The following is a 21,595-nucleotide window of genomic DNA, read 5'->3' on the forward strand; positions in this document are numbered from 1 at the left end:
GTTACGCGGGCATGACGATTGCCGTCGTAAGGTTTGGACGCGCACGGGCAATCGCTCGCGCGCCACCGAGGTACGGATCGGGCGCGTGGCGCCGCCCGGGTCCGGAGCTTCGCCATTGAGCTAAGGACCTTCACCCCATCGCAGCCGCGGATATCCTCGCCTTGACGTTCACCGCCCGCAGCAGGCTGTCCGGCGAACCGGCTCGCAGCGCTCCGGCAAGCCGGGTAGCCCGAAGTCCGACGGCAGCCACGCCCAAGAGGACCCGGTTTGACATTCGCACGAGTTGGATGCGACGCGCGGTCGCCCGGGGTTCGCAGATTACCTCCGATGCCCTGCGCACTGTCTGTCGCCCGGGCGACGCTTGGTATACCATCACGGCGCTCGACATGAATTCGGTCAACCCTCTTCATGCGAGTCTCTCTTGTGAAGAGTTCCTCGCCCTGTATCGACCCGCGGCGGTGATCGCGTACCGCACCCTCTTGAGTCGGAACGGGATGTCACGGCGCCCAGCCGAGGTTTCGATGGTCAACATCGGCTCGCGACCCTTCGCGCTCGGCTGCGGTCAGGCCGGCGGCTTGCCTCGCGACCTCGGCAATCGTTTTCGACAATATCCCGGGCAGCCCCATCGGTCGCTCGTGTTCCCGCTTCAGCGAACAGCCTTGGCCGTCCGAGCGTCCGCCGCGAGCACCCGAGAGCTCACTTCAGACCGGGCCCCGACGGAGCGCCGTCGGATCCGGGTCCGCCATTTCGCAGCAGGATGTCTATGAAGATTCCCAAACGCCTCGAACCCTTGGTCCAAGACGGCCTAATCGACGAGGTGATCCGGCCGCTCAAGAGCGGCAAAGAGGCCGCGGTCTATGTGGTGCATGCCGATGGCGCGGTGCGTTGTGCCAAGGTCTACAAGGAGGCCAATCAACGGGGTTTTCATAAGCAGGTCTTGTACAGCGAAGGGCGTAAGGTGCGAAACAGCCGACAGGCGCGCGCCATGGCAAAAGGCTCGCGCTACGGGCGCCAACAGCAGGAAGACGTTTGGCAGAACACCGAGGTCGATGCCTTGTACCGATTGGCCGCTGCGGGTGTGCGCGTGCCCAAGCCTCATCTGTATGTCGAGGGCGTCTTGTTGATGGAGCTGGTCACCGACGACGAGGGCAATGCGGCGCCGCGGCTCAATGATCTGGACCTGACGGGCGAACAAGCGCTCCGCTACCACGAGATCCTACTCAAGGATGTGGTGCGGATGCTCTGCAGCGGGCTCGTTCACGGCGATCTCTCGGAATTCAACATCCTGGTCGACCAGGATGGCCCCGTGATCATCGACCTTCCGCAAGCGGTCGATGCGGCGGCCAACAACAATGCCGCGCGAATGCTGGAGCGCGATGTCGGAAACCTGGCGGCCTATTTCGGACAATTCGCCCCGGAGCTGCTCTCGACCAGCTATGCGAAAGAGATCTGGTACATCTACGAGAGCGGCGCCTTGACGCCAGAGATCAAATTGACCGGGCACTTCAAGGGCACCAATAAGGAAGTCGACATCGACAGCATCATGCGAGAGATCGACGATGCACGCGAGGATGCGGTCAGGCGTCGCCAGGGTCGCGAGGAGGCATGATGCGCGATTCGCATGGACCGACCTGAACCGGCGCACAGCGCCGGCAGAGGCGCGACACCGCCGGAGCGGTTTCGCGTGCGCCACCCGAGAAGGGTCACGCCGGTGCCGGCTTCGCCCTGAACAACCGGCCCAGACGTCCATGCGCACTGTCGTGGATCGAGAGCAACGCCGGGATGACGAGCAGAACCAACAGGGTCGCAAAGCCGAGCCCGAAGGCGATCGAGGTCGCCATCGGGATCAGGAACTGGGCCTGCACTGATTTCTCGAATAGCAGCGGCGTCAGTCCGGCGATCGTGGTCAGCGAGGTCAAGAGCACGGCGCGCAGCCGCTGGCAGGCCGCCTCGATCAACGCCTCGCTGCTGGCGATCCCTTGGTCGAGCTGCTCCTGGTAGAACTTAACGAGGATGATGGAGTCGTTGATCACGATTCCGGACAGGCCGAACATCCCGAACAGCGAGAGTATGGTGACATCGATGCCGATCAGCCAGTGCCCGAAGAGTGCGCCGGTCAAGCCGAACGGGATCGCGGTCATGACGACCAGCGGCCATCCGTAGGACGAGAAGACCCAGGTCAGGATGATATAGATCAGGATCAGACCGAGCACCAAACCCTTTCGCATGTCGCCCAAGGTCTCGCGTTGATCGGCGGAGCGGCCTTCGAACGAGTAGCTGATTCCGTAGGTCGCCTCGAGCTCGGGCAGGGTCGAGGCGACCAACCCTTCAATGATGGCCCCGGCGTTGTTGACGTCGGAGTCGACATCCGCAGAGACCTCCACCGCCAACTTGCCCTCGGCATGACGCAGGATCTCGAAGCCGCGTTGCGAGCGCCATTGCGCAACCGTCGTGAGCGGCACCGAGGTCCCGTCGGGAAGGCGGATGTTGATGCGCTCGAGTGTTCCCAAACGCTCGCGCTCGGCCCGCGGGAGCTTGACGCGGACCTCGACCTCGTCCGCGCCGTCTTGGAAGATCTGGACCAATTGCCCTTCGAACGCGGTCCGCAGCTGGGTCCCCAGCTCGGCAACCGTGAGACCGAGCGCCTGTCCGGCGGGGGTGAGCGAGTAGATGATCTGCTCGCGCCCGAAGGCCATGTCGTCCTCGACGGCCATGACGCCCGAGATCCCTTTGAGAACCTCGGAGATATCCAGTGCCGCGGCCTTCAGCGTCGCCGCATCCGCACCGAAGAGCCGCACCGTCAGGTCTCGGCCGGGCGGACCGGCGCGCCGCGAAGCAATCGTGAAACCCTCGAGCCCGGCAGGCAGCTCGATGCGTTCCTGCCAGGCCCGGATGAACTCCTCGTTGCGCACCTCGCGCGCGTCGGGTGCGACAAGCTCCACCTGCAGGGCACCGAGCTGGTCCGCGGAAGAGCCGCTGCCCTCGCCTTTGGAGCCGTGCAGGGCGATCGCCAGATTGACCAGCTTGCCTTGATCGAAGGCGCGTTCGGTTTCCCAAAGCGTCTCGTCGAGGTGCTCCAGAAGCGCATCGACACGCGCGCGCGGTGTGCCTGCGACAAAGGTCACATTTGCCGTGATGATCTGGCCCTCCGGCGTCGGGAAGAAGACGAAACCCAAGCGCCCGCCGGCCAGCAGTCCGATGGCAATCATCAAGGTCGCCACCGCACCGGCAATGGTGGCAAATCGATGGTGAACGGCGAGCGTCACCAGGGGTCGGAACAGTCGGTCGCGAAAGTACTCGAAGGCCCGATCCAAGCGTGCGCGCAGCGAATCGGGTTTGACCTTGTGCGAGTGCACGAAGGCGCCGCGCAGATGGCCGGGCAGGACCAGCATGCTCTCCAGGAGCGAGGCGAGGATGACGGCAACGATGACCAGCGGGATGACGTTGAGGATGTTGCCGATCACACCGCCGACCAACATCAGCGGCAGGAAGGCCGCGATGGTGGTCAGCGAGGACGCGACCACCGGCGCCAGCATCCGACGCACCCCGCCCTCGGCCGCGAGGAGCGGATCCTCGCCCATCTGATGGTGGGCCATGGCATCCTCGCCGACCACGATGGCGTCGTCCACGATGATGCCCAACGCCATGATGAGCGCGAAGAGGCTCATCATGTTGATGCTTCCGCCGGCCAGGTAGAGGATGAAGAGTGTCGCCATGAAGGACACCGGGATCCCCCAAGCGACCCAGAAGGCGACCCGACCGCTCAAGAACAAAAAGAGGATCGCCACGACCAGGACGAGACCGCCGGCCCCGTTCGTGACCAGCAACATGATGCGGTCGCGAATCAGCTCCCAGGAGGCGTCGTAGACCACCAGCTCGACCCCGGGCGGGAGCAAGGGACGCGTCTCGGCCAGCCAGTCGTCGAGCGCCTTGGCCGCGGCGAGCGAGTTGCCCGTTTCGGCGCGCTGCAGGACCATCTCAACCGCAGGACTTCCGTTCATCGAGAGCCGCAGGGTCGCGTCGCGCGGCACACGCTCGATCTCGGCGATATCGCCGAGCTGTAGATTCAGCGTCTCCTCGGTCTTGATCGGGATCTGTGCGAACTCGAGCGCATCCCGGCGCTTATCCAGGCTGCGCAGCTCGCGCGTCGCCTCGCCCCGACCGATCGCCCCGGCCGGCAGATCGCGGCTGAAGGCACCGACCCGCTCGCCGATCTGCGGCAGCCCCAAACCCAGCTCTTCGAGCCGCGCCTGATCGACCTGGATGCTGATCTCTTCCAGCGGAAGCCCGCGGATCTCCACCTTGTCGATCCCGTTCTCGAGCAGCTCGGACTCGAAGCGACGTGCCAGCTGACGCAGCTCGTCCGGGCGCTCGAGTCCGGTCAGGACCAGCCGGGCGACGGACTCGTAGCGCGTCACCAGCGAGACCTCGGGCTTCTCGGCGTCCTGCGGGAGGTTGCGGAAATCGTCGACCAGGCGCCGCACCTGATCCAGGGCCAGCAAGGGGTCGACCCCCTCGTTGAACTCGATCGTGATCGACGAGACGCCCTGGGTCGACGTGGAGGTCATCTTGCGCAGCTCATCGACCGAGCGCAGACGCTGCTCCAAGGGATTGGTGATGCCGTCCTCGATGTCCTCGGCACTCGCACCGGTCCAGATGACCCGCACCGTCACCAAATCAAGATCGAAGTTCGGGAAGAACTGCACGTTCAGGCGATCCAGCGCGAAGATCCCGCTCAGAATCATGACCGCCATCAGGAGGTTGGCCGCGACCTTGTGGTGGGCGAAGAGGCCGACGATGTCGTTTTGATGCCCCTTGACCACCTTTTCCTTCACCGGCCTGCTGCTCGTCACTGCACCGTCTCCACCCGCAGCCCGTCCACGGCATTGGGCATGTGGGTCACGATCAGGCGGTCCCCTGCGGCAAGATCGGCTGCCTGAACCAGCAGGCGTTCCTCGCCCGTCTCGGTAAACCAGCTCCCCAGACTGCGCACCGGCACGCCCTTCATTCGGCCGTCGACGAGCTTGTAGACGCGATCACCGCCGTAGACAGCGCCGAAGGGAGCCGGCACCACACCCTCCTGCGGCGGACGGTCCAGGCGCAACGCGATCATCTGCCCGGCGCGCAGAAGGCCTTCCTCGTCCTCGACATCGAAGAGTCCGTCGATCCCGCTCGCACTCGCCTCCCCGGCGAGTCGTTCCAGCGAGAGCTGCAGGGTACGATCCCCGACTCTGGCCGTCGCGGGCAGTCGGCCCGCAGCCTGCAGCGAGGCGGTCAGCTCCGCTTGAAAGGGCGCCGGGATGCGCGCCCGCACCTCTAGGCTATCGATGGCGTAGAGCGTCAACAGGACATCGTCCTTGCGCACCTGATCACCCGCCGTCACCGAGACCTTGGCGATAATGGCGGCGTAGGGCGCGACCACCGGGGCACGCTCGAGCTCGAGCGCGATCTCGTCGAAACCCGCCCGGGCGCTCGCGAGTTTGGCCTCGAGTGCACGTTGACGCGCCGGAAAATCCGCGATGCTCATCTCGCGGTTGCTCACGGCCAGCGCTTGGCGGGCCAGTTCCTGCTCGGCGATATCCAGGTCGGTCTGAGAGCCGACGCGCTGTTTGGTGAGCTGCGAGGCGCGCTGCACACCGTCTTGCGCAATCGCGAGCAGCTTGCGCTCCTGCTCCAGCGCGGCGAGATCGGTCTCGTGCCCGGTGCGCTCGCTCTGGACCTGTGCCTCCAACTCGTCGATCTGCGCCCGGGCTTGGGCGAGACGGAAACTGAAATCGCGCGGGTCAAGCTCGACCAAAAGTTGCCCGGCCTCGACCCGATCGCCCTCGCGCACCAGCACCCGAGCGACGCGCGCCTGCGCCGAGGCCGCCGCGCGCAGAAGATCCGGCGTCTGAACGCTCCCGTACAACTCAAGCCCGGGCGAGAGCCTGCGTGGCTCCACCGTCTCGGCCTCGATCCGCCAGATGCGCTCCACGATCTCCGCCGGCGGGCGCTCCGGACGGGTCTGCTTGAGATACTGAAAGACTCCGATACCGACGGCGAGGATCAGAACGGGCAACAAGAACTTGGTCAGGCGCTTCACGGTGACTCGCGGGGTGACGAACTGGGAGTCTAGTGTCGGGGCGCATCCTGTTCAAAGCAACTCGTCGGAGCACCCGGCGAATCGGCAACGGCGGCCGATCCGGGGTGTGCCATAGCTACAGGTCGCTGAGGAGACGCAGTATTCGGCGGCCCGTTCCATCGAGCCTGGATCCGGGTGCGCGCCCTCCTCGCGCGCGCATTCTCGGGACCACCCCGTCGGGTTCAGCTATCCTTGACCCAAAAGGCATCGTCCACTCCTCCGGAGGGTTCATCCGCGCAACACAGGAAGCAGCGTCTTGACTCAACCGAGGGGATCTGATATGAGCGCAACCGAGATCCACCGCGGGCGTCACCAGCGGGTGCTTCGCCTGCTCGACCCGGCGGCTGGTCCCTTGATCGTCAAGCAAGGCCGCGATGACGGGGATCTCGGCTCCGCCCGGGCCGCGCTGCACAACGAGCAACGTATCCTGGATCGCTTGCAGGGCCTCCCCGGTTGTCCGCGTCTGGTGCGCTACGACCCGGCCACGCCGGAGCTGGCCATGGCGGATTTCGGCGGGATCACCCTGCAGGCGTCGGGGTTCTTGGGCGACCTCGATCTGGAGCGCTTTCTGACCATCGCCCACGCGCTGGCGCATGCCGTGGCGTGCATCCACGGGCGCGGCGTCATTCACAAGGATCTGAACCCCGCCAACATCCTGGTGCGGCCCTCGGACCTACGTGTTCAGATCATCGATTACGATCTGGCCACGACCTTTGCCGAGGAACACCCGGGGTTCGATCACCCGAGTGTCCTGCCGGGCACCCCGGCCTATCTGTCGCCCGAGCAGACCGGGCGGATGAACCGGCCGGTCGACTACCGCACCGACCTTTATTCGCTCGGCGCCACCCTCTATGCCCTGGCCACCGGTGCCCCGCCCTTCGCGGGCACCGATACCCTCAGCCTGATCCACGCCCACCTGGCCCGCACGCCGGTGCCGCCGCAAGAGCGGGCGCCCTGGTTGCCGCCCCGCGTGGCAGAGCTGATCCTGACCCTGCTCGCCAAGGAACCGGACGACCGCTATCAGAGCGCGGCCGGGCTCGCCCACGATCTGGAGCAGTTGCACACCGCGCTGGCCGCCGATCAGCCACTCGCGGCGGTGCGGTTGAAGGAGTTCGACCTGACCCTCGCCCCCCGCCCGCCGCGCCGCCTATACGGACGCGAGCAGGAGCTGGCCACGCTGATGGCAGCCTTTACCGACGCGTCTGCAGGCGGTGCGCGGGGCTTCTTTGTGGCCGGCTACTCGGGGGTCGGCAAGACGGTGCTGATCCACGAGATCCACCGGCCGGTGACGCTGGGCAATGGCCTCTTTATAAGCGGCAAGTTCGAGCAGTTCAGCCGCAACCGCCCGTTTCTGGCCCCGGCACAGGGCCTGCGCCAGTTGTGCCAGTTGCTTCTCGCGGAACCGGAGGCACAGGTCGAGGCGTGGCGCGCGCGCATCCTCGATGGCGTCGGCCCGGACGCCGCCGCCTTGTTCGAGGTCGTGCCGGAACTGGAGGCCCTGCTCGGTGCGCAGCCCCCCGCACCGGAACTGGGGCCACGCGAGGCGCAGGTGCGTTTGCGCGCACTCTTGGTCGCCCTGCTGCGGCAGGTCGCTGCGCCCGAGCATCCGCTGGTGCTGTTTCTCGACGATCTGCAATGGGCCGACCAACCGTCACTGGACTTCATCGGGGCATTGCTCGAAGACACGGCGCTGCGTGGACTCTTATTGATCGGCGCCTATCGCGACAACGAGGTCGACGCGGCCCACCCCCTCCTGCGCCTGCTGCGCCAACCGACAGCCACCGGCAGCCCGGCCCAGGTGCTGACCCTGGCCAGCCTGACGGCGGACGACATGACCAGGTTGCTTGCCGACATGCTGCACCGTCAGCCGGACAGCGTACAACCCCTGGCCACCGCGCTCTACGCCAAGACCAGCGGCAACCCCTTCTTTACCATCGAGTTCCTGAACGCGCTTTACCGCGAAGGGGCGCTGCGGCCGGACCCGCAGAAGGGGAGCTGGCACTGGGACCTCGCCGCCATTGCCGCCCACCCGGCAAGCACCAATGTCGTGGATTTCCTCGCCGACGGGCTGCGCACCTTGGCGCAGGAGAGCGCCGATACCTTGGTCGCCGCCGCCTGTCTGGGCAACGCCTGCACCCTGGGCTTACTGGCGCTCGCCACCGGTGAGGATCCCGACGCACTCGCGCCGCGGCTCGGACCTGCGTTGGAGCGCGGAATTCTGGTCACGCCCAAGGCGCTGGCCATGCATCGAGCCGACCGCGGGGCGGCGCTGGCGTTTTGCCACGACCGCATGCAGCAGGCGGTGTATCAACTGCGCGACGACGCCTGGCGCGAGCGGCTGCATCTGGCGATGGCCCGGCGCCTGGTCCAGGCCGCGGCCGATCCCGAGCATCCCTTACGCGCCGCCGAACATTATGCGATGGCCGCGCCGCTGATCGTCGAGAGCGCCGAGCGCTCGCGCGCCCGCGCACTCTTCCTCGCGGCCGCGGTTCAGGCCCGCCAGGCCGGTTCATTGATCACCGCGGAGCGATTCCTGACGCTGGGGATCGGGCTGTTGGCGGCGGACGCCTGGCAGCGCGATCAGGCCGCGGCGTTCAGCGTCCATTGCGAATTGCACCTGGTGCTCTATAGCCAATCGCGCCACGACGAGGCCGATGCGGTCTATGCCATGCTGGCGCCGCAGGCGGCATCGCCGCGTCAATTGCTCGCACCCCTGTGCATCCAGATTGCCAGTCTGTCCAACCGCACCCGCTACGACGAGGCCGTCAGTCTGGGGTCCGGCCTGCTGGCCGAGTTGGGTATCGCATTGCCGCTGGAGAACACCCGCGACCATCTCGATCAGGAGCTCGATCGCTTCTACCGCCACGTTGCGGCCGGCGCGCTGGAGCAGTTACCCACCCAATGCAACCTGGACGATGAGCAGCTGCTCATGGTCGCGCAGCTGCTCAACCGTTTGATCCCGGCCGCGCTCTTTTCCGGCTCGCTGCTGGGATTCTGGATGATGGCGCGCTGCAGCCGCCTGTGGATCGAGGCCGGCTACTGCGAGCTCCTGTGCTACCCGATGTGCTGTATCACGATGGTGACCATCGCCCTGCGGGACGACTATGCCACGGGTTACCGCGCGGCCCGCGCGGCACTGGAAACCGCACTCGCGCGCGATCACGGCCCTGAAGTGGCTCGCGCCCAGCATGCCTTCGGGCTCTTTGCCTGTCATTGGTTTCAGCCACTGCCCGATGATCTGGACCATGCCCGGGCGGCTTACGCCGGGCTCTTGCGGGCCGGCGACCTGGAGTTCGCCAACTTTACTTTTTTTAACTCGCTGGCGGCCCTGTTCGACACCTGCGCACAACTCGCCGAGATGGACACTGAGCTCGCTGCGGCCATCGGCTTTACGCGCAAGACCGGGAGCAGGCATTCGGAGCAGGCGTTCTTGCCCTACCGCCAGCTCGTGCGTGCCTTGCAGGGCAAGACCCGCGAGCGCGGGGGCTTTGCCGACGCCGATTTCGACGATGCGGCGCACCTCGCGGCCATCCAGGGCAACGCCATGGCGCTCGCCTTTTATCAGACCTATCGGGCGCTGGGGGCCTGTCTGTTCAACGACATGGCGGGGCTGTCTCGCCATGCCGAGGCCGCGGTCGGCCTGTCGCGTCACATCAGCGGTTTCTACCCGACCGCCCTGACCATGTTTCTGCATTCACTCGCGCTGATCGAGCAACTGCGGCTGACCGACGAGGCCGGCCGGCCTGCCCTGCTGGAACGGCTCGGTGCGAACCAGACCTGGCTCGCTGTGCGCGCCGCCGACGCACCCATGAACTTTGGCCATCTCCACGACCTGGTGGAGGCCGAGCGGCTGGACGTCCTGGAGCAACCCTGGGACGCGCTCCAGCGCTTTGAACGGGCGATACGCCACGCCGGCGCCGAGCGGCGCCCCTGGCACCAGGCACTGATCATCGAGCGGGCCGGACACTGCTACCTGCGCCGCGGGCTGGAGGACGCCGGCCGCGCCCTGCTGGCGCGCGCGCATGCCCTCTATCGGCATTGGGGAGCCGTTGGAAAGGCGCGGGCGATGCGCGACGCCTGGCCGTTTTTGGACACCAGCCGTCCAGGCAGCGCGCGGGATAGCCAATGCGATGCCTTGGACCATGAGGCACTGCTGCGCGCCTCCCAGGCCCTTGCCGCCGAGCGGTCGCTGCCGCGACTGGTGGCGCGGGTGGTGGAGCTGGTGGGCCAACTGACCGGCGCGACCGACGTGCGGTTGCTGGTCCTGAACGAAGCCGGGCGCTGGTACCTGGAGGGCGGGGTGCGCGGCGAGGAGTCGTTGGAGCGCATGACGGTTGAAGAGGCCGCGGAGAGGGGAATCATCACCGCCGCCGGGATGCGGTTGGCGCTGAAGACGCGCGTGCCCCTGGTCTCCGACGATGCGGTCATCGACAGCCGCTTTGCCGGGGATCCCCACTTCGCCGGTCTGCCGCTGTGTTCGCTGCTGGGCCTGCCGATCTTCCTCCATGGGCGACTCACGGCTTTTCTGGTCCTTGAGAACCGGCTGTTTCGCGCCGCCTTTACCGCCGCGCGCATCGAGGCCGTGTCCGTCCTCGGCGGACAGTTGGCGGTTTCACTCGAAAACGCCGGGCTTTACCGGTCACTCGAAGAGAAGGTCGCGCGGCGCACCGGCGAGCTGTCCGAGGCCAACCGGCTGCTCACGGACGCCATCGATCGCGCCGAGGCGGAAATCGCCGAACGTCAGCAGGTGGAAGCGGCATTGCGCGAGAGCGAGGAAAAGTTCAAGGCCATCGCCAATTACGCGGCCAGTTGGGAGGCCTGGTTCAGTCCGGAAGGCAAGCTGTTATGGATGAATCCGTTTTCGTTGGAGCTGACGGGCTTCACCCCGGAAGAATACGTGGCCGCCGACGACTTCCTGATCATGGTCACGGACGAGAACGATCGGCCCCCGGTGGCCAGGGCATTCCAGGAGGCGATAGAGGGGAGTAGCGGCGAAAATCTGGAGTTCCGGAGTCGATGCAAGGACGGTTCGACAGTCTGGGTGTCCGTGTCCTGGCGCCCCATCCTCGATGCCAATGGCCGTTCGCTCGGTTTTCGCACCAGTGCCCAGGACATCACCGCGAGCCGACAGGCGCGGGAGGAACTCGCCCGCGCCCGGGCGGCTGCCGAGGCCGCCAACCGCGAACTGGCGATCCTGAGCACCACCGACAGCCTGACCGGCCTCGCCAATCGTCGCCGCTTCGACGAGACGCTGCAGGCCGAGTGGCAACGCGCTACCCGCGCCGCACGGCCTCTAAGCCTGGCGATGCTCGACGTGGACTGGTTCAAGCATTACAACGATCGCTACGGCCACCAGGCCGGCGATGAATGCCTGCGCGCCATTGCCGGGGTACTGAGCGCCCAGGCGCACCGGATCAGCGACCTGGCTGCCCGCTATGGCGGCGAGGAGTTCGCGGTCATCGCCCCCGACACCGACGCGGCGGGCATGCTGCGCCTCGTCGAGTCGATCCGCAGCTCCCTGGAGGCCCTGGCCCTGCCCCATGACGCCTCACCGCTCCGCCGGGTCACAGTCAGCATCGGCGTGGCGGTGCTGGTACCCGGGGACGCCACCTCGCCCGAGTCACTGCTGCGGCTGGCGGACGAGGCGCTCTACCGCGCCAAGGCCGGGGGTCGCAATCGGACGTTCCCGGGAGGCGCGGGGTCCATGCCATTGCCGTAAGCGGTCCGGCGATAGGGTCTGCGGAATCCTGGATCAAACCGCGTCCCCGCAGGCACCGCCGTAGTCGAAGGTGATCTCCTCGTCGACCGCAATCGCCCGGCGTGCGTAGAGATCGAAGCCGTCGAGCTCGGCGTTCGGGACGTCGCTGTGGTTCAGCCAACGCAGGAGGTTGCGCCCCTCGCGACCGGTGAGGACGTTGCCCTCGGCATCATAGGTCCAGAGCACATGGGTGCCGTCTCGGTCCACCACGGGGCCTTCGAAGGTGCCGATGAAGTCGCCGCTGCGAAACGCGATCTTGGCAAAGCAGCCTTGGCCGTGAATCGGCGAGGCGGCGCGGTAGACACGCGTGCGCAGCAGGTCGTCGGCGGAGTGTGAGCGGCGGCCCATCAGAGGCGGGGGCGGGGCGCGATCGCGTCGCGTTACGCGACCTCAGCGGCGTTTGGCCTTGGCGAAGGCATCCGCCATGGTCCCGCCGCCGGAGGCCTCGGACGCTGCCGGCGTCTTGGCGCGTGCCGCACCTCGCCCGTCGGATGCCGGGCGTGCATCGGCCGAGCGGCCGGGCCGACCCGGCGTCGTGTGTGCCCTCGGGCGCGGCTCTCGACCCGGCGAGCGGCTCTCCGAGGCATCGCCGGCCGCGCGCTCGGGCGCGACATCGCCCAGACGCATGCTCAGTGCGATGCGTTTGCGCATGAGGTCGACCTCCATGACCTTGACCTTGACTAGATCGCCTGACTTGACCACCGCATGCGGATCCTTCACGAAGCGGTCGGCCAAGGCGGAGATATGCACCAGGCCGTCTTGATGGACCCCGACATCCACGAAGGCGCCGAAGTTGGTCACGTTGGTGACGGTTCCCTCCAGGATCATGTCGGGTTTGAGATCCTTGAGTGTCTCCACCCCTTCCCTGAGCGTAGCGGTCTTGAACTCGGGACGTGGGTCGCGGCCGGGCTTCTCCAGCTCGGCGAGGATGTCCTTCACCGTCGGCAGACCGAATCGCTCGTCGGTAAAGCGGGCGGGATCCAAGCGGCGCAAGGTCGCGCTGTCGCCGATCAGCGCGGTGATGGGTTTGCCGGTCTCGGCCAGGATATTGCGCACCAGCGGATAGGCCTCCGGGTGAACGGCGGAGGCGTCCAGAGGCTCGTCGCCGTCGCGCACCCGCAGGAAGCCGGCGCTCTGTTGGAACGCCTTCTCGCCGAATCGCGGGACCGCCATCAGGCGCTTGCGGTTGGAAAAGGCCCCGTTGGTCTCGCGAAACTGGACGATGTTTTCGGCCAGGGTGCGGTTGAGACCGGAGACCCGGGTCAGAAGCGGCACGGAGGCGGTGTTCAGATCCACCCCGACGGCGTTTACGCAGTCCTCGACCACGGTGTCGAGGGCGCGCGCGAGACGCGGTTGATTGACATCGTGCTGATACTGCCCGACACCGATCGCCTTGGGCTCGATCTTGACCAGCTCGGCGAGCGGATCCTGTAGACGGCGTGCGATCGAGACCGCGCCGCGCAGCGAGACATCCAGCTCGGGCAGCTCTTTGGATGCGAATTCGGAGGCCGAATAGACCGAGGCGCCCGCCTCGCTCACGACAAGCGAGCGCAGGCCGAGCTCCGGATGTTTCTGGATCAGCTCGCGCACCAGCCGGTCGGTCTCGCGCGAGCCGGTCCCGTTGCCGATGCTGACAAGCTTGACCTCATGCTCCTTTGCCAACAGGGCGAGACGCGCAATCGAGGCATCCCACTGGTTTTTCGGCGCATGGGGGTAGATGGTGTCGGTCGCCGCGACACGCCCGGTGCCGTCCACGATAGCGACCTTCACCCCGGTGCGCAGTCCGGGATCCAGTCCAAGTGTCGCAAGCCGGCCTGCCGGGGCCGCCAACAAAAGCGCCTTGAGGTTGAGCCCGAAGACGCGGATCGCCTCTTCTTCGGCCGCCTCCAGCATCCGACCTTTGAGCTCCAGGTCGAGACGCGTCAGCAGCTTGATCCGCCAGGTCTTGCGCACCGTCTCGATCAACCAGTCGTCGCCGGAGCGCCCGGCCTGCCGGACCCCGAAGCGCGATGCGATCAGACCGCGACAGATCGCGTCCGGATCATCGCCCTCCCCGGCCAACAGCTCCAAGTGCAGGACGCCTTGGTTGCGCCCGCGAAACAAGGCGAGTGCGCGGTGCGAGGGAATGCGTGCGAGGGGCTCGCGATAGTCGAAATAATCCGAAAACTTATTGCCCTCTTCTTCCTTGCCCGGCATGACCTTGGCGACCAAAATCCCCCTCTCCCAGAGGTGATCGCGCAGACGCCCGGTCAGTTCGGGATCCTCGGCAAAGCGCTCCATCAGGATCTGACGCGCACCCTCCAAGGCGGCCGCGATATCCTCGACCCCCTTGGTCGCTACCACATAGGCCACCGCGCGCGATTCGGGCGACGCGCTCGGATCCGCAAGCAGCGCATCGGCCAAGGGTTCGAGCCCCGCCTCGCGTGCGATTTGGGCCTTGGTGCGCCGCTTGGGTTTGAAGGGCAGGTAGAGATCTTCAAGACGCTGCTTGGTCTCGGCGCCGACGATCTCGGCTTGGAGCTCCGGCGTCAGCTTGCCCTGTTCCTCGATGCTCTTGAGCACGGTGGCGCGGCGCTCGTTCAGATCGCGCAGATAAACCAGGCGTTCTTCGAGCAAGCGCAACTGGATGTCGTCCAGCCCCCCGGTGGCCTCCTTGCGATAGCGCGCGATGAAGGGCACGGTCGCGCCCTCGTCGAGCAGTCGGATGGCGGCCTCGACCTGTTCGGGTCGAGCGGCAAGCTCCTGGCTGAGTGTCCGGGTGATGTCGGTCATGCGCGATGGGTTCCGATGCGGCGAATCAGATTGGATAGCGTCGGGAGCATACACCCCCGACGCGAAGGGCGCAGGCGCTCAGGGCGGCGGCAGTCGACAGGCATCGCCGTAGACGGCCATGATCTGCTTGAGTTCGCGCAGCAGGGTTCGGCACTCCTCCTCGCTCAGATCACGCGTCTCGGGCAGCTGCACCCCGGCCTCCAAGGCGGCGATGTCTTGCCTGACCTGATTGCAACCCTTCGTGCACACCGCCTCGATGCGCGCATCCACACGACACTGCTCATGAGTCTGCAAGGCACTGGCCTCCAGCGGGGAGCGAGATGGTCCGACAGACAGGCGTATACCCGGAGAGACCGTGTCGCCCTGTTTGTCGAGGATTCGGCGATTATAGGAAGATGAAGACGGAGGTCACAACGCATGTCGACTCAAAGACAGGATGAAGTGGGCAAGATGACGGTCCCGCCGAAGATCGAGTGGACCGCCGGGCCGAGCCGTTGCGAGATCCGATCGGGTGCACTGCATCTATGGCGAATCCGCACGGATGCGGACGGGATCGAGTTCGCGCACGCCCTGAGCCTGCTCGGGGAACGCCAGCGCGCACGCGCGGCGCGGTTGCGCCATCTGCCCTATCGCGAGCGCTATGTGCGCGCGCATGCCGGACTGCGCGAGATCCTCTCGCACTATCTCGACGCCCCGCCGGGGTCACTCCGCTTCGACTATGGTCCGGCCGGCAAGCCGGCACTCGCCGGCGCAGCGGTGCCGCTTTCATTCAATCTGACGACGACCGGCGATCTGGCCTTGGTGGGCGTTTGCTCCGGGGTCGGTCCGAGCAACGATGTGGGTGTGGACTGCGAGTGGATCCGCCCGCGGCACAGCATCGAGGCGGTGGCGGAACGGATGTTCGCGCCCGAGGTGGTGCGGGCCCTCGCATCAGCCCCGCAGGAGGAGCGTCTCGCCCGCTTCTACCGTGCCTGGACTGCGCTCGAGGCGGATGCCAAGGCCGACGGTCGCGGACTCTTCCGGCCTCGCCCCGCCGGCGCACAAGTGCCGTCCGTTCTGCATTGCATCCCGGAGGCCGGCTATATCGCTGCGATTGCGCGCGAGACCCTGCCGCCGGTGTCGGACTGGTCGACGTTCGATCTGCTGCCGCAGGCATGATCGGCGCCGGCATCGTCGATCGGTGGATAAGGTCGCGCAAGATCGCGGTGAAAAGGCCGGCACGCCGCGTATAATCCGCGCCTTCAGTCCCGAGGAGCGCCGTTCGTTGGATACCATTCAGATCGCCTTACTCGCGTTCGTCCAGGGCCTTACGGAGTTCTTGCCGATCTCGAGCTCTGGACATCTGATCCTGACACCGCTCCTGTTCGGCTACGAGCTGCAGAGTCTCGCCTTCGACGTCGCCTTGCATCTGGGCACGCTCGCCGCGGTGATGCTCTATTTCAGACGCGAGATCGCGACCATGACGATCGCCGTCCTGCAGTCGTTGCGCACACGCAGATTCGACGCGCCCGATGCCCGCCTGGGCTGGATGATCATCCTCGCCACCCTGCCGGTGGTCCTGCTCGGCCTACCCCTCAAGTCCGTGCTCGAGGTTCTGCGCGACGACCCGACCCTGGTCGCCCTGGTGGTCGCGGCGACCAGCATCGGGTTCGGGTTGCTGCTGTGGTGGGCGGACTTCAGCGGCAAACGCGCCCGCGACGAGTACAGCGTCGGCTGGAAGGCGGCCCTGTTCGTCGGCGTCATGCAGGCGGTCGCCATCATTCCGGGGACCTCGCGCTCGGGCATTACCATTACCGCAGCACTCATGCTCGGGCTGACCCGTAAGGCGGCTTCGCGCTTCTCGTTCCTGCTCGCGATCCCGACCATCATCATGGCCGGCGGGCTCGAAACGCTCGATCTGCTGCAGGCCGGCGAGCCGGTCGACTGGATGTCGCTGTTGCTCGGCGCGGCCCTGTCGTTCGTTTGCGCCTACCTAACTATTCATTACTTCCTGAAGTTCATCGAGCGCATCAGCATGCTACCCTTCGTCATCTACCGGGTTCTGCTGGGCGCCGTGATTCTGATGCTGGTGTGGTGATCCGCCGTGAGTCTCGAAGCCGAAATCGCAACGACCTTGACCTCCGGGATCGCAAGCCTGCAGCCGATCCTGGACCGCTACGGACTCTGGGCGCTGTTTGTCGCCTGCATTGGCCGAAGGCTTCGGAATCCCGCTGCCGGGCCAAACCCTCTTGATCGCCTGCGCGCTCTTGGCTGCAACCGGAAAGATGGACATCGTGGCCGTCTTGATCGTGGCGTGGACGGCGACCCAGCTCGGCGACATCATCGGCTATCTGATCGGACGCTACGGGTTGAAGGGGCTGCTCAAACGCGCGTCCAAACACCGCGAACGTCTGGAAAAGGCCAAGGCGGCTTTCGCGCGTTGGGGGATCGGGTTGCTGATCGTCGCACGCTTTCTCGACGGGTTGCGTCAGACCAGCAATATCGCAGCCGGGGCGCTGCAGATGCCCTGGTGGCGCTTCCTCACGGGAACCATTCTGGGCACCAGTCTCTGGGTCGGCGCCTTCGGGTTCGGGGCCTACACCCTGAAGGAGGACTTCCAACGCATCACCGATGTCATCGAGCCGCTCAGACCCTATGTGCTCGCCTTCTCGGCGGTCTTGATCCTCGCGTTCATCTGGTTCCTGGTACGCCGTAAATCGGCCGGCCAACACGCCTGAACCGCGACAAGTCGCACCGCGGGCGCGCCCGTGACCTGGGCAACAACCAACGGGGGGCGGAAGCATGGTCGATTCCCAGCCACCGGACGCGCTAGAGATGACACGGCCGGACTACGACGGCGGCGGTATCCTCAATCTGATGAGCAGCATCATCCAGGCCCGCGGCGGGCGATCCGACGCCCCGAGCCTGCGCGATCTGCCGACGGACGAGCTGGCGCAAGCCACTAATCTGATCCTTATGGTCATCGACGGTCTGGGCGCCGATTGGCTCGACAAGCGATCACCGGACGGGATCTTGAGCCGAGCGCGGCGCGCGACCCTCACCTCGGTCTTCCCCTCGACGACGGCCGCCGCGATCCCGACATTTCTGACCGGCGAAGCGCCGTCGGCACATGGACTGACCGGCTGGCATACCTATCTGGGCGAGCTCGGGTGCGTGATGACGGTGCTCCCGGGCACGCCGCGCTTCGGCGGCGTGCCTTATCGGAAGGCGGGGATCGATCCGGTCAAGCTCTTCGGGACCACCCCGATCTCCGACCGGATCGCCACCCGCAGCATCTTGGTCTCGCCGGCACACATCGCCCGGTCGGACTTCAACCGCGCACATCTCGGGCGCGGCGAGCTGATGACCTTCAAGGGATTGCGCGACATGTTCACTCGCACTGCCGGGGTTCTGCGCGGTTGGGGGCGACGTCGCCGCGAGCCTAAATATTGCTATCTCTACTGGCCGAGACTGGACGCCATCGGTCACGAGCAGGGCATGGAGAGTCCGGCTGCACAGGAACACCTTTTTGCGATCGAACAGGAGATCGCCGCCTTTATGCATGAGATCGACGATACGGACAGCCTGCTGCTGGTCAGTGCGGATCACGGTCAATTGGATACTCAGCCCGCGGATGTGATCGATCTCGCCGATCATCCTGAGCTTGAAAACCATCTCTTACTGCCGCTGTGCGGCGAGCCGCGTGCGGCCTTTTGCTATCTCCGCTCCGGCCATGCGGACGCCTTTCGCGACTATTGCAGCGATGTCCTCGCGGACCGAGTGGCACTCGTGGCGAGCGAGCAGCTGGTCGAGGAGGGATTCTTCGGAAGGGGGAGACGGCACCCGCGATTCATGGAGCGTGTCGGGGATGTTTGTCTGCTGCCGAAAGGCAACGGCGTCATCAGACAGTGGCTGCCCTTCGAGCAGCCATACCGCCAGATCGGGGTCCACGGCGGGCTCAGCGAGACCGAGCTTCGGGTTCCCTTGTGTCTGCTGCGCACTTAAACCGCGCCTCGCGCAGTATGCGATGTTTTTTGGATGGGATCGGGACCGGCAGACTTGACGCAAGTTGGAGCTTGCACGGTTTAAGATATTAAAAATATTCCATTTTAAACCGCGTCCCCACTACGGGTTGTGGACGCACCGAACGCCGAGCTCACTCGACAATGAGCAGTTCGCTCTGGACGCGGTTTAATATGCCGAGCGCCGTCACATCAAGCCGAGCTGGAGACGTGCCTCGTCGCTCATGTTCGCCTGACTCCAAGGCGGATCCCACACCAGGTCGACCTGAATCAGCCCCACGCCCTCGACCTTCGAGACGGCATCCTTCACCATGATCGGCATCATGCCGGCGACCGGACAGGCCGGCGCGGTCAGCGTCATATCGATCGAGACGTCACCGACCGGCGAGATGTCGACCCGGTAAATCAGACCCAGATCGTAGATGTTGATGGGGATCTCCGGATCCTGGACGCTGCGCAGCGCCTCGATAATCGGCTCGCGCAGCTCCTCGGCGTCCATCTGCTCGACCGCGACATCCTGCGTGAGCACGGTCGTATCCGCACTCCCCTCGTCATCGTCATGCTTCCCGAAGCCGGCGAAGCGGGCCAGTCTGTTCATGCTCGACCTCTTGACTACAATTTCCGGTTGAACCGCGTCGGGCGCTACAGGCGATGCGCGCGATCGGCTTGACCATTCTCGATCCCACGGCCTCCGTAGAAGACGCGCTTTAGGTCAGCGGAGCGGTTTCGAGTCGGCGCCCGACCTCCTCCGACACCGCCTCGCGCAATGCATCGCTGTGCAATGCGTCGATGATCTCCTCGGCGAATCCCAAGCAGAGCATGCGACGTGCAAAGGGTGCGGAGATGCCGCGCGAGCGCAGATAAAACAGCTTCTCCGGCTCGATTTGGCCGACGGTCGTGCCGTGGCTGCACTTCACGTCGTCGGCGTTGATCTCGAGCTGCGGCTTGGTGTCGATCTCCGCATTCTCGGACAACATGAGATTCTTGTTGGACATGGCTGCATCGGTCTTCTGGGCGTCCTTGGCCACCACGACCCGGCCGTCGAAGACCGCCCGACCCTTGCCGTAGAGGATGCCCTTGAATGTCTCGCGGCTCGAACAAGACGGGAGCGCATGATTCACATCGATGTGGTAGTCCATCAACTGCCGATCGCCCGCCAGATAGAGCCCTTGCAGGTCGCATTCGGCATGCTCGCCGCTGAAGCGGGCCACCAGATCGGTGCGCGCCCAAGCGGCGCCAAGGCCGATGTTGACACCGACATAACGGCTGCCGGCGCCCTGACTCAGATAGAGACCCGTGATATGGAAGGCGTTCAGGCTCTCGACCTGGATGCGGTCGTGCTTCAGCACGGCGTCGCGCCCGAGCGACAGCTCCAACACCGAGTTGGTGCAGTAGAGCGACTCGCCGAGACTCACATACCGCTCGATCAGGGTCGCTTGCGCACCGTCCGCGAGCGAGACCAGATGGCGGGGCTGAGCGACGCGCGGCTCGTCCATCCCGACGGAGAGATGGATCAGCTCGATCGGCCGCTCGAGGGTCGCACCGCGGTCGAGCAAGACCACAAGGCCATCGTCCAGACCCGCCATGTTCAAGGCCGCAAACAAGGGCTGGCTCTCGCCCGTCACGCCGTTGAGGCGCTCGCGCAAGGCATCGGGGTCGCTTGCCAACAAGGCCCGCAGACCGGTCACGCGAACACCGCGAGGCAGGTCGCCGAGCGCGGACAGAGAAGGCGTATAGCGGCCGTTCACCATCACCACGCGATGGCTGTCCAACCCGGGGATCAGCAGCTCCTCGATGTCCTGCAGCTGCAGCGCGGTGACCTCGTCCTCGACCCGAGCGAACCCCTGCTCGATCAGTCGCTTCAGACTGGTATAACGCCACGCTTCCTGCTTGGTACCCGGCACGCCTTGCTCGCGCACTTGGTCCAAGGCACTGCGCCGCTGCGCCTCGAGCCAATCAAGCCCGGCGCCGGCCTCGCCGTCCGCGCGCGCGGAGAGCCAGGTGTCGAAGCTGGTGGGCGAAGCGCCGTTCATGCCGCCTGCTCCTGCTCGAGGATCCAGCCGTATCCCTTCTCTTCGAGCTCCAACGCCAACTCCTTGCCGCCCGAGCGGATGATCCGGCCTTTCGCCAAGACATGGACACGATCGGGCTCGATGTAGTCGAGCAGACGTTGATAGTGGGTGACCACGATCATCGAGCGCTCGGGGCTGCGCAGTGCATTCACGCCGTCCGCAACAACCCGCAGTGCATCGATGTCCAGCCCGGAATCGGTCTCGTCGAGGATCGCGAGCTTGGGCTCGAGCAGGGCCATCTGGAAGATCTCGTTGCGCTTCTTCTCACCGCCGGAAAATCCTGCGTTGACTGCGCGCTTGAGCAAAGAGTCGTTCAGATGCAGGATCTTCAGCTTCTCCTTGATGAGGCGAAGAAACGATACCGCATCCAACTCACTCTCGCCGCGGGCCTTGCGGATGCTGTTGAGCGCGGCCTTCAAGAAATAGGTGTTGTTGACGCCGGGCAGCTCCACCGGATACTGAAAGGCCAGGAAGACGCCCAGATGCGCGCGCTCCTCGGGCTCGAGCGCAAGCAGGTCTTGCCCCTCGAAGGTCACCGAACCGGCCGTCACCTCGTAACCCTCGCGTCCGGAAAGGACATGCGAGAAGGTGCTCTTGCCCGAGCCGTTCGGACCCATGATGGCATGGATCTCGCCGGGACCGACCTCCAGATCCAGCCCCGTCAGGATCTCGTTTTCACCCACATTGGCCCGAAGGCCCTTCACAGACAGCATCATATGTCTCCTGATCGGTCGCGTCCGGCGTCACAGCCTCGATCCTTTGGTCGGATCGACCCGAGAGATGGCCAACAAGCGTCTGCGCCGACGCGATCGATGTGTTTAATGTCGTTTAAAGACGCGAAGCGCGTCGCGCGAACGGTGTTGATCGCCGC

Annotated in this window: 14 protein-coding genes; 6 read left to right on the forward strand and 8 right to left on the reverse strand. The window is 65.6% G+C overall.

Features of this window, described 5'->3' with window-relative positions; genetic code table 11:
- Positions 1 to 763: 763 nt before the first annotated feature.
- A complete protein-coding gene (locus B4N44_RS09555) occupies positions 764 to 1,609 on the forward strand; it encodes a PA4780 family RIO1-like protein kinase (RefSeq protein ID WP_296699903.1) in 846 nt (281 codons plus the stop codon).
- Positions 1,610 to 1,703: 94 nt separating this feature from the next.
- On the opposite strand, the gene B4N44_RS09560 is transcribed toward B4N44_RS09555, so the two are convergent.
- Together B4N44_RS09560 and B4N44_RS09565 are read right to left on the reverse strand one after the other, a co-directional pair.
- Positions 1,704 to 4,853: an efflux RND transporter permease subunit gene (locus B4N44_RS09560; protein WP_296699905.1), complete on the reverse strand. Its 3,150-nt coding sequence runs from the start codon at positions 4,851 to 4,853 to the stop codon at positions 1,704 to 1,706.
- Positions 4,850 to 6,082, reverse strand: a complete 1,233-nt coding sequence (locus B4N44_RS09565; protein ID WP_296699909.1) for an efflux RND transporter periplasmic adaptor subunit — start codon at positions 6,080 to 6,082, stop codon at positions 4,850 to 4,852. Before B4N44_RS09565 ends, B4N44_RS09560 begins: the two co-directional genes overlap by 4 nt.
- 319 nt (positions 6,083 to 6,401) lie before the next feature.
- Between B4N44_RS09565 and B4N44_RS09570 the strand changes: the two genes are divergently transcribed.
- Positions 6,402 to 11,840, forward strand: coding sequence for a diguanylate cyclase (locus tag B4N44_RS09570; protein ID WP_296699911.1), 5,439 nt, complete (start codon positions 6,402 to 6,404; stop codon positions 11,838 to 11,840).
- 33 nt (positions 11,841 to 11,873) lie between these two features.
- Here the strand turns inward: B4N44_RS09570 and B4N44_RS09575 are convergent, their stop codons facing one another.
- The 3 genes from B4N44_RS09575 to B4N44_RS09585 all read right to left on the reverse strand — a co-directional run bounded on the left by B4N44_RS09575 (position 11,874) and on the right by B4N44_RS09585 (position 14,945).
- Entirely contained in the window at positions 11,874 to 12,227 is a 354-nt protein-coding gene (locus B4N44_RS09575; protein ID WP_296699914.1) for an SET domain-containing protein, read from the reverse strand.
- Between the two features lie 42 nt (positions 12,228 to 12,269).
- Complete coding sequence (locus B4N44_RS09580; RefSeq protein ID WP_296699917.1) at positions 12,270 to 14,651, reverse strand: Tex family protein; 2,382 nt, start codon at positions 14,649 to 14,651, stop codon at positions 12,270 to 12,272.
- 78 nt (positions 14,652 to 14,729) lie between these two features.
- Positions 14,730 to 14,945 carry a hypothetical protein gene (locus B4N44_RS09585; RefSeq protein ID WP_296699920.1) on the reverse strand — a complete coding sequence of 72 codons (216 nt, stop codon included), beginning with the start codon at positions 14,943 to 14,945 and terminating at the stop codon, positions 14,730 to 14,732.
- 123 nt (positions 14,946 to 15,068) lie between these two features.
- Between B4N44_RS09585 and B4N44_RS09590 the strand changes: the two genes are divergently transcribed.
- The 4 genes from B4N44_RS09590 to B4N44_RS09605 all read left to right on the forward strand — a co-directional run bounded on the left by B4N44_RS09590 (position 15,069) and on the right by B4N44_RS09605 (position 18,635).
- On the forward strand, positions 15,069 to 15,809 hold the full coding sequence (locus B4N44_RS09590) for a 4'-phosphopantetheinyl transferase family protein (RefSeq protein WP_296699922.1): 741 nt from the start codon (positions 15,069 to 15,071) through the stop codon (positions 15,807 to 15,809).
- Between the two features lie 106 nt (positions 15,810 to 15,915).
- A complete protein-coding gene (locus tag B4N44_RS09595) occupies positions 15,916 to 16,728 on the forward strand; it encodes an undecaprenyl-diphosphate phosphatase (protein WP_296699926.1) in 813 nt (270 codons plus the stop codon).
- Between the two features lie 97 nt (positions 16,729 to 16,825).
- Positions 16,826 to 17,368: a DedA family protein gene (locus B4N44_RS09600; RefSeq protein WP_296699929.1), complete on the forward strand. Its 543-nt coding sequence runs from the start codon at positions 16,826 to 16,828 to the stop codon at positions 17,366 to 17,368.
- A 97-nt stretch (positions 17,369 to 17,465) separates the two neighbouring features.
- Entirely contained in the window at positions 17,466 to 18,635 is a 1,170-nt protein-coding gene (locus tag B4N44_RS09605) for an alkaline phosphatase family protein (RefSeq protein ID WP_296699931.1), read from the forward strand.
- A 204-nt stretch (positions 18,636 to 18,839) separates the two neighbouring features.
- Here B4N44_RS09605 and B4N44_RS09610 read toward each other — a convergent pair whose 3' ends face one another.
- The 3 genes from B4N44_RS09610 to sufC form a co-directional block, all read right to left on the reverse strand.
- Complete coding sequence (locus tag B4N44_RS09610; protein ID WP_296699934.1) at positions 18,840 to 19,250, reverse strand: SUF system Fe-S cluster assembly protein; 411 nt, start codon at positions 19,248 to 19,250, stop codon at positions 18,840 to 18,842.
- 109 nt (positions 19,251 to 19,359) lie between these two features.
- Complete coding sequence (gene sufD, locus B4N44_RS09615; RefSeq protein WP_296699935.1) at positions 19,360 to 20,685, reverse strand: Fe-S cluster assembly protein SufD; 1,326 nt, start codon at positions 20,683 to 20,685, stop codon at positions 19,360 to 19,362.
- Positions 20,682 to 21,437: a Fe-S cluster assembly ATPase SufC gene (sufC, locus tag B4N44_RS09620; protein ID WP_296699938.1), complete on the reverse strand. Its 756-nt coding sequence runs from the start codon at positions 21,435 to 21,437 to the stop codon at positions 20,682 to 20,684. Before sufC ends, sufD begins: the two co-directional genes overlap by 4 nt.
- Positions 21,438 to 21,595: the final 158 nt, after the last annotated feature.

The organism is Thiocapsa sp. UBA6158 (assembly GCF_002423035.1).
Lineage (GTDB): Bacteria > Pseudomonadota > Gammaproteobacteria > Chromatiales > Chromatiaceae > Thiocapsa.